The following is a 13,545-nucleotide window of genomic DNA, read 5'->3' on the forward strand; positions in this document are numbered from 1 at the left end:
GGGCAAAGGAGAATGTCGCCCGGATGCTTGCAGATTCCGACCTCGAACTTGACCATGGGCCGCGGACCGAAAGGTCCGCGACCATGCGCATGTGCGCGGTCAGCCGCGAGGTCCGGCCGATCGACGAGCTGATCCGCTTCGTTGCATCGCCTGACGGACAAATAGTTCCCGATCTCAAGCGCAAGCTGCCCGGACGCGGGATGTGGCTCACCGCCTCCCGCAAGACGGTTGCGGAAGCGGTGCGGCGTCACCAATTTAGCAAGGCCTTCAAGCGCGAGCTGCGCATCCCTCAGACGCTTCCCACCGACATCGAGGCGCTCCTGGTCCGGAGCGTGACCGAAGCCCTTGGGATCGCCGCCAAGGCGGGCCAGGTCGTGGCCGGTTTCGGCAAGGTCGAGAGCGCCCTTCGGGAAGGAACGGTCGAGGTCCTGATCCATGCCAGCGACGGGGCCGCGGACGGAATCCGCAAATTGGACATGCTGGCGCGTCAGAATGCCGGGAATCGCGGTGCTAAGGCGCAGATTCCCGTCGTCACCGCTCTGAAATCGGTAGAATTGGATTTGGCACTGACCCGGTCAAATGTGATACATGCTGCCCTGCTCGCGGGCCCGGCGAGCAAGTCATTCCTGTCACGTAGCCAGATCCTGGTCCGATACCGGATGGCGGACGACGACAAGACTGCCGAAAAACCCGGCCAGGATTTCTGAGAGACAACGACGACCCGATTGGATGGTGCGGCAACGCACAACACTGATAAATCAGGATTAGGACTGCTGAATGGTTGATACCAAGACCCCTGGCGACAAGAAGCTGAGCGTTCCGAGCAAGACGCTATCGCTCAAGCCGCGCGTCGAAACGGGCACCGTGCGCCAGAGCTTCAGCCATGGCCGCAGCAAGCAGGTCGTGGTCGAGAAGCGCGGCAAGCGCCGCATTGGCGATGGACCGGAGCCGCACGCGCCCGAGGTGACGGCAAAGCCGGCGCCGGCCGCACCCGCCGCGCCGCCGCGTCCGGCTCCGCCCCCGCCGCGCAACGCCGGTTCCGGCGTGGTGCTTCGCACCCTCACCGAGGATGAGCGTTCGGCCCGTGCCAGTGCGCTGGCCGATGCCAAGCTGCGCGAGGTCGAGGAACGCCGCCAGGCCGAGGAAGAGGCCCAGCGCCGCGCCGCCCGTGAGGCTGCCGAGCGCGCCGAGCGCGAAGCCGCCGAATCCCGCCGCAAGGCCGAGGAAGAGCGGCATCGCCACGAGGACGAAGCCAAGCGCAAGGCCGAGACCGAGGCCAAGAAGCGTTTCGGCGAGGGTGAGCAGCCGGCATCCGCCGCGCGCCCCGCGACCGCAACACCCGCCGCTTCCGCACCGCGCCCCGGTGCGCCTGCGTCCCGGCCTGGAACCACCACCACAGCGCGTCCGGGAACCACGACGGCGCGTCCTGCAACCACGACCGCGCAGCGTCCGGGTGGACCGGCTGGCCGCGGCCCCGCCGTTGCGGCCGAAGCTGACGACGACGAGGCGCCGCGCCAGATCCGCCGCGGTCCCGGCGGCGCCGCGCGTCCCGTGGTAGCCCCCAAGCCCACCCACAAGCCCGGCCCGCAGAAGGAGCGCGGCCGCCTGACCGTCGTCACCGCGCTCAATGCCGATGAGGTGCGCGAGCGCTCGATCGCCTCGTTCCGCCGCCGCACCCAGCGCCTGAAGGGCCACGCCTCGAACGAGCCCAAGGAAAAGCTCATCCGCGAAGTGGTCATTCCGGAAGCGATCACCATCCAGGAACTCGCCAACCGCATGTCCGAGCGCGCGGTCGACGTCATCCGCATGCTGATGAAGCAGGGCGCGATGCACAAGATCACCGACGTGATCGACGCCGACACCGCGCAGCTGATTGCCGAAGAGCTCGGCCACACCGTCAAGCGCGTTGCCGCCTCCGACGTTGAAGAAGGTCTGTTCGACGCGACCGACGATTCGACCGACACCGAGACCCGTTCGCCCGTGGTGACCGTCATGGGTCACGTCGACCACGGCAAGACCTCGCTGCTCGACGCGCTCCGTCACGCCAACGTGGTCTCCGGCGAAGCCGGCGGCATCACCCAGCACATCGGCGCCTATCAGGTGACATCGCCTGAAACCGGCAAGAAGATCACCTTCATCGACACGCCCGGCCACGCAGCGTTCACCGCGATGCGCGCCCGCGGCGCCAAGGTCACCGACATCGTCGTGCTGGTGGTCGCGGCCGACGACGGCGTGATGCCGCAGACAGTCGAAGCCATTAACCACGCCAAGGCGGCAGGCGTGCCGATCATCGTTGCCATCAACAAGATCGACAAGCCCGATGCCAAGCCCGAGCGCGTGCGCACCGAGCTGCTCCAGCACGAGGTGCAGGTGGAATCTTTCGGCGGCGAAGTCGTCGACGTCGAGGTGTCCGCCAAGAACAAGACCAATCTCGACAAGCTGCTCGAGATGATCGCGCTGCAGGCTGAAATCCTCGACCTGAAGACCAATTCGGAGCGTCCCGCCGAAGGCACCGTGATCGAGGCCAAGCTCGATCGCGGCCGCGGTCCGGTCGCGACCGTGCTGGTGCAGCGCGGCACGCTTCGCGTCGGCGACATCATCGTCGCCGGTGCCGAAATGGGCCGCGTCCGCGCGCTGATCTCCGATCAGGGCGAGACCGTGCAGGAGGCCGGCCCCTCGGTGCCGGTCGAGGTGCTCGGCTTCAACGGCCCGCCCGAGGCCGGCGATCGTCTCGCGGTGGTCGAGAACGAAGCCCGCGCCCGCCAGGTCACCAGCTACCGCGCGCACCAGAAGCGCGAGAACGCGGCAGCCTCGATCTCCGGCATGCGCGGCTCGCTCGAGCAGATGATGTCGCAATTGAAGACGGCGGGCCGCAAGGAATTCCCGCTGATCGTCAAGGCCGACGTGCAGGGCTCGCTGGAAGCCATCCTCGGCTCGCTGGAGAAGCTCGGCACCGACGAGGTCGCCGCCCGCATCCTGCATGCCGGCGTCGGCGGCATCTCGGAATCCGACGTGACGCTGGCCGAAGGCTTCAACGCCGCGATCATCGGCTTCTCGGTTCGCGCCAACAAGGAGGCCGCTGCGGCCGCCAAGCGCAACGGCATCGAGATCCGCTACTACAACATCATCTACGACCTCGTGGACGACGTGAAGAAGGCGATGAGCGGTCTGCTCGCGCCGACCTTGCGCGAAACCATGCTGGGCAATGCCGAGATCCTGGAGATCTTCAACATCTCCAAGGTCGGCAAGGTCGCCGGCTGCCGCGTCACCGACGGCACCGTGGAGCGCGGCGCCAATGTGCGCCTGATCCGCGACAACGTCGTCGTGCACGAAGGCAAGCTGTCGACGCTGAAGCGCTTCAAGGACGAAGTGAAGGAAGTCCAATCCGGCCAGGAATGCGGCATGGCCTTCGAGAACTACCACGACATGCGTGCCGGTGACGTGATCGAGTGTTATCGCGTGGAGACGATCCAGCGCTCCCTGTAAGTCCAAGTCTTACCGAAGCGTTCGGATCTTTTTGAACTGAGATTGCGGGAGTGCGATGGCCGGATTTTTCCGGCCATCCACCCCTCTTCGTTTCAACAGGACAAATGACAATGCCCGTGTCCCAGATGCGGGCATGACGAGGTGATTTTCGAAAAATGCCACGGCATCATCAGAAGAAGGGTTCCGCGCCCGGCGGCTCGCAGCGTCAGTTGCGCGTCGGCGAGCAGGTTCGCCACGCGATGGCCGATATTCTGGCGCAAGGCAATGTGCATGATGCCGACCTCGAAGGTCACATCATCACCGTGCCGGAGGTGCGGATGTCGCCCGACCTGAAGCTCGCGACGGTCTATGTGATGCCGCTCGGTGGCCGCGACACCGAGATCGTCATCGCTGCGCTCGAGCGCAACAAGAAGTTCTTGCGCGGCGAGGTCGCGCGGCGCGTTAACCTGAAATTTGCACCTGACATTCGCTTCCGCGTCGACGAACGATTCGACGAAGCGGAACGGATCGAGAAGCTTTTGCGAACGCCTGCGGTGCAGAAGGACCTGGAACAGGATCCGCATTCGGATCGGGAAGAAGAGCAATGACCATGGACCCCGCTCACGGCACGATCGGCGGCAACGACACCGATCAGCGCGACGCGCAGACCAACGATTTCGCGGAGATGGGCGGCAATTCGCAGCCGCATCAGGAGCCGCGCCGCGTCAACAACGATCCGCGCGCCAAGCAGCAGAAGGGCAACCAGGTCCGCCGCGACCGCCGCGACGTCCATGGCTGGGTCGTGCTCGACAAGCCGATCGGCATGACCTCGACGCAGGCCGTCGCCGTGCTCAAGCGCCTGTTCAACGCCAAGCGCGCCGGACACGCCGGCACGCTCGATCCGCTCGCCTCGGGGGGCTTGCCGATCGCGCTCGGGGAAGCCACCAAGACCGTCCCCTTCGTGATGGACGGCCGCAAGCGCTACCGCTTCACGGTCTGCTGGGGCGAGGAGCGCGATACCGACGACATCGAGGGCCGGGTGACCGCGACCTCGGAGCAGCGTCCGAGCCGGGAGGCGATCCTGGCGCTGCTGCCCCGCTTCACCGGGGTGATCGAGCAGATCCCGCCGCGCTATTCGGCGATCAAGGTCCAGGGCGAGCGCGCCTATGACCTCGCCCGCGACGGCGAGGTTGTGGAACTGGCGCCCCGCCCGGTCGAGATTCACCATTTAACCCTTGTTGATCAACCAGATAACGACCGGGCCGTGTTCGAAGCCGAATGCGGCAAGGGCACCTATGTGCGGGCGCTCGCCCGCGATATGGGCCGGATTCTCGGCACTTGCGGCCATATCTGCGCGCTGAGGCGGACCCTGGTCGGCCCATTTGGCGAAAACGACATGATTCCGCTGGATCAGTTGGAGGCTTTGTGCGATAGAGCCGCGTCCGGCGAGGGCAGCCTCGCCGACGCGCTTTTGCCCGTTGAGACCGCGCTGGACGACATCCCGGCACTGGCCGTCACTCGGGCTGATGCGGCAAGGCTCCATCGGGGCCAGGCCGTTTTGTTGCGCGGACGGGATGCGCCCACTTGTAGCGGCACAGTCTATGTCACGGTGGCAGGCCGTCTTTTGGCGCTTGCCGAAGTTGGCAATGGCGAAATCATCCCCAAGCGTGTGTTCAACCTGACCGGCCTGACTGCCAGCCCCGGTCGCAACGAGAGAAATTGACGATGTCGATTGCCGCAGAACGCAAAGCGGAAGTCATCAAGACGAATGCCACCAAGGCCGGCGACACCGGCTCGCCCGAGGTTCAGGTCGCGATCCTGTCGGAACGCATCAACAACCTCACCAACCATTTCAAGACCCACGTGAAGGACAACCATTCGCGTCGTGGCCTCTTGAAGCTGGTCTCGACCCGCCGCTCGCTCCTCGACTACCTCAAGAAGAAGGACGAGGCGCGGTACAAGGCGCTCCTCGAGAAGCACAATATTCGTCGTTAAGAGTTCCTGCGCGCGCCACCGGCGCGCGTTTTCGCGCGTGGTTTCGAACGAAAGCGCTTGTTTTTAAGCTTTTTGATCGAGGTTGCGTGCGCGTCGGATGCGGATTGTTGATTCGCGTCCGGGCATGATGAGCGAAGATCGAAGTTTCGGTGTTTGCATTCGTGCCGACTGACAGTCCAGCGGCAATCCGGCGGCTGGGCACAACGGGCAAGGCGCCCGTATGACCCGAAAGGATGGACGCCATCCGACATCCAAAAACCATGGCAGGATCGCAGGACGCTGATCATCCGCTCCGATCAGCGTCCCGCAATCTTGCGCATGGTTTTTGTTTTTCGAGAGCCGTCCCTTCTTTCGAGAACCCATGAAAGAAGACCTCTATGTTCAATAAGCATTCAGTCGAAATCGACTGGGGCGGACGCCCACTCAAGCTCGAAACCGGCAAGATCGCCCGCCAGGCCGACGGCGCCGTCGTCGCCACCTATGGCGAGACCGTGGTGCTCGCCACCGTCGTCGCGGCGAAGGCACCGCGCGAAGGCGTCGACTTCCTGCCGCTGACCGTCGATTACCAGGAAAAGGCCTACGCTGCGGGCCGCATTCCCGGCGGCTATTTCAAGCGCGAGGGCCGTCCGACCGAGAAGGAGACGCTGGTCTCCCGCCTGATCGACCGACCGATCCGCCCGCTGTTCGTCGACGGCTGGCGTAACGAGACTCAGGTGATCGTCACCGTGCTGTCGCACGACATGGAGAACGATCCCGACGTCGTGGCGATGGTCGCGGCCTCCGCGGCGCTGACGCTGTCCGGCGTGCCGTTCAAGGGCCCGATCGGCGCAGCCCGCGTCGGCTTCGCCAACGACGAGTTCATTCTCAATCCGACGCTCGACGAGATGGTCGACACCCAGCTCGACCTCGTCGTCGCCGGCACTGCCGACGCCGTGCTGATGGTGGAATCGGAAGCCAAGGAACTGAACGAAGACATCATGCTCGGCGCCGTGATGTTCGGTCACCGCCACTTCCAGCCTGTCATCAACGCGATCATCGAGCTCGCCGAGAAGGCCGCCAAGGAGCCGCGCGAAGTCACCGTCATCGACAACGCCGCGCTCGAGAAGGAGATGCTCGGCATGGTCGAGCAGGAGCTGCGCGCCGCCTACGCGATTCCGATCAAGCAGCAGCGTTATGCCGCCGTCGGCGTCGCCAAGGAAAAGGTGATGGCCCACTACTTCCCGGAGGGCCAGGAGCCGAAATACGACAAGCTCCGTGTCGCCGGCGTGTTCAAGGAGCTCGAGGCCAAGATCGTGCGCTGGAATATCCTCGATACCGGCAAGCGCATCGACGGCCGCGATAGCAAGACGGTGCGCAACATCGTCGCCGAAGTCGGCGTGCTGCCCCGCGCCCACGGCTCGGCGCTGTTCACCCGCGGCGAGACCCAGGCGATGGTCGTAACCACGCTCGGCACCGGCGAGGACGAGCAGTACATCGACGCGCTGTCCGGAACGTACAAGGAAACGTTCCTGCTGCACTACAACTTCCCGCCCTATTCGGTCGGCGAGACCGGCCGCCTCGGCGGCACCAAGCGCCGCGAGATCGGCCACGGCAAGCTGGCCTGGCGCGCGATTCGTCCGGTGCTGCCGCCGCACCATGAATTCCCCTACACCACGCGCGTGGTCTCGGAGATCACCGAGTCCAACGGCTCGTCCTCGATGGCTTCGGTCTGCGGCGCCTCGCTGGCGCTAATGGATGCGGGCGTGCCGCTGAAGCGGCCGACCGCCGGCATCGCGATGGGCCTGATCCTCGAAGACAAGCGCTTTGCGGTTCTCTCGGACATCCTCGGCGACGAGGACCATCTCGGCGACATGGACTTCAAGGTCGCCGGCACGGAAGCGGGCATCACCTCGCTCCAGATGGACATCAAGATCGAGGGCATCACCGAAGAGATCATGAAGGTCGCGCTGGCTCAGGCCAAGGACGGCCGCATCCATATCCTCGGCGAGATGGCCAAGGCCCTCACCGCGGCCCGCGCCGAGCTCGGCGAATACGCGCCGCGGATCGAGACCTTCAAGATCGCCACCGACAAGATCCGCGAAGTGATCGGCACTGGCGGCAAGGTGATCCGCGAGATCGTCGAGAAGACCGGCGCCAAGGTCAACATCGAGGATGACGGCACCGTGAAGGTCGCCTCCAGCGACGGCGAGGCGATGAAGGCGGCGATCAAGTGGATCAAGTCGATCGCGTCCGATCCGGAAGTCGGCCAGATCTATGACGGCACTGTCGTCAAGGTGATGGAGTTCGGCGCCTTCGTGAACTTCTTCGGTTCCAAGGATGGTCTCGTCCACATCAGCCAGCTCGCGGCGAACCGCGTGCAGAAGACCTCCGACGTCGTCAAGGAAGGCGACAAGGTCAAGGTCAAGCTGCTCGGCTTCGACGATCGCGGCAAGACCCGCCTGTCGATGAAGGTGGTCGACCAGACCACGGGCGAAGACCTCGAAGGCAAGGACAAGGGCGGCGAGGGCGAGAAGGCCCCGCGCGAAGCCGCCGGCGAGTAAGGCCTCGCGACAGTCCGGAAACGCGAAGGGCGGCCGAGAGGCCGCCCTTTTTCTTTGCCGTGCCGCCTGCATCATCGCGGGCCATGCGCGCTTCCGCCGCAGCGTCGGAGTGACCGCGTTCGAAACCCGGAATGGTTGGTGTTGCGTAACTATCGTACCGCCGTACGCTTCATCAGCGGATCGTCCCAAGACAGGAGAACCAAATGACGTCCATATCCCGGCGCCGCCTCATGTTCACTGCAACCGGCCTCGTCGCGGCTGCCGCTGCCCCGCGCATGGCGTTTGCACAAGCCGCCGCGGCGTCCGCAGGGCCGTTCAAGCTTGATCCTTTGGGCTATCCGGCGAATGCGCTGGAACCGCATATCGATGCCAAGACGATGGAAATCCACCATGACCGACATCATCAGGCGTTCGTCACCAACCTGAACAATTTCGCCAAGGACAATCCGCAGATCGCGGGAAAGCCGGTCGGCGAGGTGCTCGGCAATCTCGGCGCCGTTCCCGACGCGATCCGCACTGGCGTCCGCAACAACATGGGCGGCCACGCCAACCACACGATGTTCTGGCAGATCATGGGACCGAACGGCGGCAAGCCGGAAGGTGCCCTGCTCGCCGCGATCGACAGCGATCTCGGTGGCATGGAGAAATTGCAAACGGACTTCAACGCTGCCGGCGGGCGCGTGTTCGGCTCGGGCTGGGTGTTCGTGACCGTCAGCAAGGACGGCAAGCTCGCAATCGAGACAAGGCCCAATCAGGACAATCCGATGATGGACGGCAAGCGGGCGCTGCTCGGCAACGACGTCTGGGAGCACGCCTATTACTTGAACTACCAGAACCGCCGCGCCGATTATCTCAAGGCATGGTGGAACACGGTGAACTGGAAGGTCGTGGGCGAGCGCTACGCTGCCGCGAAGGCAGGCACACTCGACGTGTGAGCACAATCGGAAACCATAAAAAGGGCGGCCTCTCGGCCGCCCTTTCTTGTGACTACTGCGCCCTCTCTCTCGCAAGCGGGAGAGGTGTCACCCTCATGCCGCGAGGTCGTAGCGGTCGAGATTCATCACCTTGGTCCAGGCCTTGGCGAAGTCCTTGACGAACTTCTCCTTGGAGTCCGAGGTGGCATAGACCTCGGCGAAGGCGCGAAGCTGCGAGTGTGCGCCGAAGATGAGATCGACGCGGGTGCCGGTCCACTTCACCGCATTGGTCTTGCGATCGCGTGCCTCGTAGGTGCCGTCGGCAGCGGCCGTCCACTGCGCGCTCATGTCGAGCAGGTTGACGAAGAAGTCGTTGCTCAGCGTTCCCACCTTGGTGGTGAGCACGCCGTGCTTCGAACCGTTCGCGTTGGCACCGAGCACACGCAGGCCGCCGACCAGCACCGTCATCTCGGGGCCAGTGAGCCTCAAGAGCTGCGCACGATCGACCAGAGCTTCCTCCTGCTGCATGAACTGATGCCGCTTGCCGATGTAGTTGCGGAAACCATCGGCGCGCGGCTCCAGCGGCGCGAAGGAGGCCGCGTCGGTCTGCTCCTGCGAAGCATCCATGCGGCCCGGCGTGAAGCCGACCTTGACGTCGACGCCGGCATCCTTGGCGGCCTTCTCGACCGCTGCGGTGCCGCCGAGCACGATCAGATCGGCGAGCGAGACCTTCTTCGCGCCTGACGAGGCGTTGAAGTCCTTCTGGATCGCTTCGAGCTTGCCGAGCACCTTGGCGAGCTGGGCCGGATCGTTCACCTCCCAGTCCTTCTGCGGAGCAAGGCGGATGCGCGCGCCGTTGGCGCCGCCGCGCTTGTCCGAGCCGCGGAACGTCGAGGCCGAGGCCCAGGCCGTCGAGACCAACTCCGGCACCGTCAGGCCCGAGGCCAGGATCTTCGACTTGAGCGCCGCGATGTCCTGCTCGCTGACCAACTCGTGGTTCACGGCCGGAATCGGGTCCTGCCAGATCAGCGTCTCCTTCGGCACCAGCGGGCCGAGATAGCGCTGGATCGGACCCATGTCGCGATGGGTGAGCTTGAACCAGGCGCGGGCGAAGGCGTCCGCGAACTGATCCGGGTTCTCGAGGAAGCGCCGCGAGATCTTCTCGTAGGCGGGATCGAAGCGCAGCGACAGGTCGGTCGTCAGCATCGTCGGCCGATGCTTCTTCGACTTGTCGAAGGCGTCAGGAATAACGGCGTCGGCACCCTTCGCCACCCACTGATTCGCACCGCCCGGGCTCTTGGTCAGCTCCCATTCGTACTTGAACAGGTTCTCGAAGAAGTTGTTGCTCCACTTCGTCGGCGTCGTCGTCCAGGTCACCTCGAGGCCGCTGGTGATGGAATCACCCGCAAGGCCCGAAGCGTGCTTGCTCTTCCAGCCAAGACCCTGATCTTCCAGCGCGCCGGCTTCCGGCTCCGGGCCGACCAGCGACGGATCGCCCGCGCCATGGGTCTTGCCGAAAGTGTGGCCGCCGGCGATCAGCGCGACGGTTTCCTCGTCGTTCATCGCCATGCGGAAGAAGGTCTCGCGGATGTCCCTGGCCGCGGCGACCGGATCCGGCTTGCCGTTCGGGCCTTCCGGATTGACGTAGATGAGGCCCATCTGCACGGCGCCGAGCGGCTCGGCGAGTTGGCGTTCGCCGCTGTAGCGCTCATCGCCGAGCCAGGTGCCTTCCGGGCCCCAATAGAGCTCTTCCGGCTCCCAGACGTCGGCGCGGCCGCCCGCAAAACCGAAGGTCTTGAAGCCCATCGATTCCAGCGCGACGTTGCCGGCGAGCACCATCAGATCGGCCCAGGAAATCTTGCGGCCATATTTCTGCTTGATCGGCCACAGCAGACGGCGGGCCTTGTCGAGGTTGGCGTTGTCGGGCCAGGAGTTGAGCGGGGCGAATCGCTGCTGACCGGCGCCGGCGCCACCGCGGCCGTCGGTGGTGCGATAGGTGCCCGCGCTGTGCCAGGCCATGCGGATCATCAGGCCGCCGTAGTGACCGAAGTCGGCCGGCCACCATTCCTGCGAATCCGTCATCAGGGCGGTCAGGTCCTTGATGACCGCGTTCAGGTCGAGCGACTTGAACTCCTTGGCGTAATCGAAGTCCTTGTCCATCGGATCGGACTTGTCCGAATTCTTGTGCAGCACCTCGATGTTGAGCTGCGTCGGCCACCAATCGCGGTTTGTGCGCGTGGGTTTTCCGCCCGAAAACGGGCACTTCGAAGTGTCGTCCATGAATACCTCCTCTGGCGGCGTCGAACTCGCGCCCTTGACCAGGTAGAACCACTCTAAGCGCCGCCTCCTATCAGGGGAAGTTGACTTTAGTGATCGCTGCGATAGGATTTTCTGATGATCAATCTGACGCTGCGCCAGCTCCGGTATTTCGACGCGCTGGCCCGTCACGGACATTTCGGCCGCGCGGCCGAGTCCTGCTCGATCTCGCAGCCGGCCCTGTCGATGCAGATCAAGGAGCTGGAGGAGGCGCTGGGCGGCCTGCTGCTGGAGCGCAGCGCACGGCAGGTCGCGCTGACCCGGTTCGGCGAGGAGCTGGCGCAACGGGTCCGCGACATCCTGCGCTCGGTCGACGAGCTCGGCGATTTTGCGCGCGCTTCGCAAGACCGCTTCGCCGGCCGCCTGCGCATCGGCATGATCCCGACCATCGCGCCCTATTTGCTGCCCAAGATCACCAAGAATCTCACGCGCATGCATCCGGAGCTCGACATCCGCGTGCGCGAGACCATGACGCCGCGGCTGATCCAGGAACTGGTGGAGGGACGGCTCGACACCGCCATCGTGGCGCTGCCGGTGTCGGAGCCCTCGCTCACCGAGGTCGCGCTGTTCGAGGAGAAATTTCTGCTGGTGCGGCCGGGCGCCGATGAAGGCACACCGGTGCCGTCACGCGAGATGATGCGCGAGATGCGGCTTCTGCTGCTCGAGGAGGGGCACTGTTTCCGCGACCAGGCGCTGTCGTTCTGCAACATGCAAGCCGCGCCGCCGCGCGAGATGCTGGATGCGAACTCCCTGTCGACGCTGGTGCAGATGGTCAGCGCCGGCATCGGCGTCACCCTGATCCCGGAGATGGCGGTGCCGGTGGAGACGCGGTCCGCCTCGGTCTCGCTGGCGCGCTTCCGCGACCCCGAGCCGTCGCGCACCATCGGCATGGTCTGGCGCAAGACCAGCCCGTTGGCGCGGCAGCTGCTGCAGATTTCCGAGGTGGTGTGTCTGTCCGCGGGCAAGGTCCGCGTGCGGCAATCCGTGCGCAGCCAGAAGGCCTGACCGGATGTCGCATCCGATCATCCGCCCCGCCCGCGCGGTTGAATATGACGAGATCGGGCGCGTCTGGATGGAGAGCTGGGTCTCGACCGGGCTCGCCGAAGCCAGCGACTTCCTGCTGGCGAACCTGCGGGCGCGCATCCGGCGCGAGATCGAGAACGGCTGGAGCCTGTTCGTCGCCGACGATCGCGGCACGATCGCCGCGATGCTGGCGCTGCATTTGCCGAAGCTCTATCTCGACATGCTGTTCGTCGCGCCCGCCTATCAGGGCCGATCGCTCGGCCGGAAGCTGCTCGCCTTCACGCGCACGCAAATGCCCGACGAGATGTATCTGCGCTGCGTCCGCGAGAACGAAAAGGCCTGGCGCTGGTACGAGCGCGAAGGCTTTGTGCTCGAGAGGGAAGAGATCGAGCCATCGAACGGGTTCGTGATGAAGTGTTATCGGTGGAAGCGATAGTAGGCGCCGTACGCAGCTTGCTTGGGAGCCCCGCTGGCAACCTGCCGCGTTGACCAACATGTCGTTCGCGCAGCCGGCTCCTTGCCCAGACGTAGTGCGTTGCGAATGCGCTACAAACGCGTCATGAATCGCGCTGTTCGCTTCTCGCCGATGGAAGGTTCCCCGCCATGATCAAGCTCTATTGGTCGCCCCGCTCGCGCTCGTTCACGACGCTCTGGCTGATGGAGGAGAGCGGCCTGCCCTATGAGCGCGTGCTGACCGACATCTCGACCGGCGCGCAGAAGGCGCCGGACTATCTGAAGATCAACCCGATGGGCAAGGTGCCGGCGCTGATCGACGGCGATGCGGCGCTCGGCGAAGCCGCCGCGATCTGCGCCTACATCGCCGATCGTTATCCCGAGACCAGGCTCGCGCCCGCCGTGACCGACCCGCGCCGCGCGCGCTATCTGCAATGGCTGTTCTTCTCGCCGGGCTGCATCGAGCCGGCCATCATCCAGATCTTCACCAAGATCGAGATCCCGACCTCGACTGCGGCCTGGGGCAGCGCCACGCAGGTGTTCGACGTGCTGGAAGCCGCGCTCGAAAAAGGTCCGTGGATTCTCGGCGAGGAATTTTCCGCCGCCGACGTCGTGATCGGCGCCGGCCTGAACTTCGCGGTGCGCCTGTTCAAGATGGTGCCGTCCCGCCCCGCGTTCGATGCCTATCTCGCGCGCTGCACGGCGCGCCCGGCGTTCCAGCGCGCGGAGAAGATCGCGGCGGGTTAAGCAAGCTCTCGTAGGGTAGGCAAAGCGAAGTAGCTGCAGTAGCCCGGATGGAGCGCAGCGCAATCCGGGGCAATCGCATCCGGGGATGAGCC

11 protein-coding genes are annotated in these 13,545 nt (G+C 65.0%); 10 read left to right on the top strand and 1 reads right to left on the bottom strand.

The window, feature by feature from the left end:
- The first annotated feature begins 23 nt into the window (after positions 1-23).
- The 7 genes from ACTEK7_RS12980 to ACTEK7_RS13010 all read left to right on the top strand — a co-directional run bounded on the left by ACTEK7_RS12980 (position 24) and on the right by ACTEK7_RS13010 (position 8,935).
- Positions 24-707, top strand: coding sequence for an RNA-binding protein (locus ACTEK7_RS12980; protein WP_025032907.1), 684 nt, complete (start codon positions 24-26; stop codon positions 705-707).
- Positions 708-777: 70 nt separating this feature from the next.
- Positions 778-3,486, top strand: coding sequence for a translation initiation factor IF-2 (infB, locus tag ACTEK7_RS12985; protein ID WP_225148329.1), 2,709 nt, complete (start codon positions 778-780; stop codon positions 3,484-3,486).
- A 155-nt stretch (positions 3,487-3,641) separates the two neighbouring features.
- On the top strand, positions 3,642-4,073 hold the full coding sequence (rbfA, locus tag ACTEK7_RS12990) for a 30S ribosome-binding factor RbfA (protein ID WP_225142402.1): 432 nt from the start codon (positions 3,642-3,644) through the stop codon (positions 4,071-4,073).
- Positions 4,070-5,188: a tRNA pseudouridine(55) synthase TruB gene (gene truB, locus ACTEK7_RS12995; protein ID WP_225148330.1), complete on the top strand. Its 1,119-nt coding sequence runs from the start codon at positions 4,070-4,072 to the stop codon at positions 5,186-5,188. The genes rbfA and truB overlap by 4 nt, the downstream gene beginning before the upstream one ends.
- Positions 5,189-5,190: 2 nt before the next feature.
- Entirely contained in the window at positions 5,191-5,460 is a 270-nt protein-coding gene (rpsO, locus tag ACTEK7_RS13000; protein ID WP_008540131.1) for a 30S ribosomal protein S15, read from the top strand.
- Between the two features lie 377 nt (positions 5,461-5,837).
- On the top strand, positions 5,838-8,000 hold the full coding sequence (gene pnp, locus ACTEK7_RS13005; protein WP_225148331.1) for a polyribonucleotide nucleotidyltransferase: 2,163 nt from the start codon (positions 5,838-5,840) through the stop codon (positions 7,998-8,000).
- 203 nt (positions 8,001-8,203) lie between these two features.
- Positions 8,204-8,935 (top strand): superoxide dismutase, encoded by a 732-nt coding sequence (locus ACTEK7_RS13010; RefSeq protein ID WP_275945342.1) that lies wholly within the window; start codon positions 8,204-8,206, stop codon positions 8,933-8,935.
- Positions 8,936-9,028: 93 nt separating this feature from the next.
- Here the strand turns inward: ACTEK7_RS13010 and katG are convergent, their stop codons facing one another.
- The gene (gene katG, locus ACTEK7_RS13015) at positions 9,029-11,194 is read right to left on the bottom strand and encodes a catalase/peroxidase HPI (RefSeq protein ID WP_225148332.1); all 2,166 of its coding nucleotides are present in this window, start codon (positions 11,192-11,194) and stop codon (positions 9,029-9,031) included.
- A 114-nt stretch (positions 11,195-11,308) separates the two neighbouring features.
- Here katG and ACTEK7_RS13020 point away from each other — a divergent pair, with 114 nt between their 5' ends.
- From ACTEK7_RS13020 to ACTEK7_RS13030, 3 genes are all read left to right on the top strand, one after another.
- Entirely contained in the window at positions 11,309-12,235 is a 927-nt protein-coding gene (locus tag ACTEK7_RS13020) for a hydrogen peroxide-inducible genes activator (RefSeq protein WP_225148333.1), read from the top strand.
- Positions 12,236-12,239: 4 nt separating this feature from the next.
- The gene (locus tag ACTEK7_RS13025; RefSeq protein ID WP_225148334.1) at positions 12,240-12,689 is read left to right on the top strand and encodes a GNAT family N-acetyltransferase; all 450 of its coding nucleotides are present in this window, start codon (positions 12,240-12,242) and stop codon (positions 12,687-12,689) included.
- Between the two features lie 167 nt (positions 12,690-12,856).
- Positions 12,857-13,453: a glutathione S-transferase family protein gene (locus ACTEK7_RS13030; protein WP_225135254.1), complete on the top strand. Its 597-nt coding sequence runs from the start codon at positions 12,857-12,859 to the stop codon at positions 13,451-13,453.
- Positions 13,454-13,545: the final 92 nt, after the last annotated feature.

The sequence above is a fragment of the Bradyrhizobium sp. JHI2711 genome (assembly GCF_056156565.1).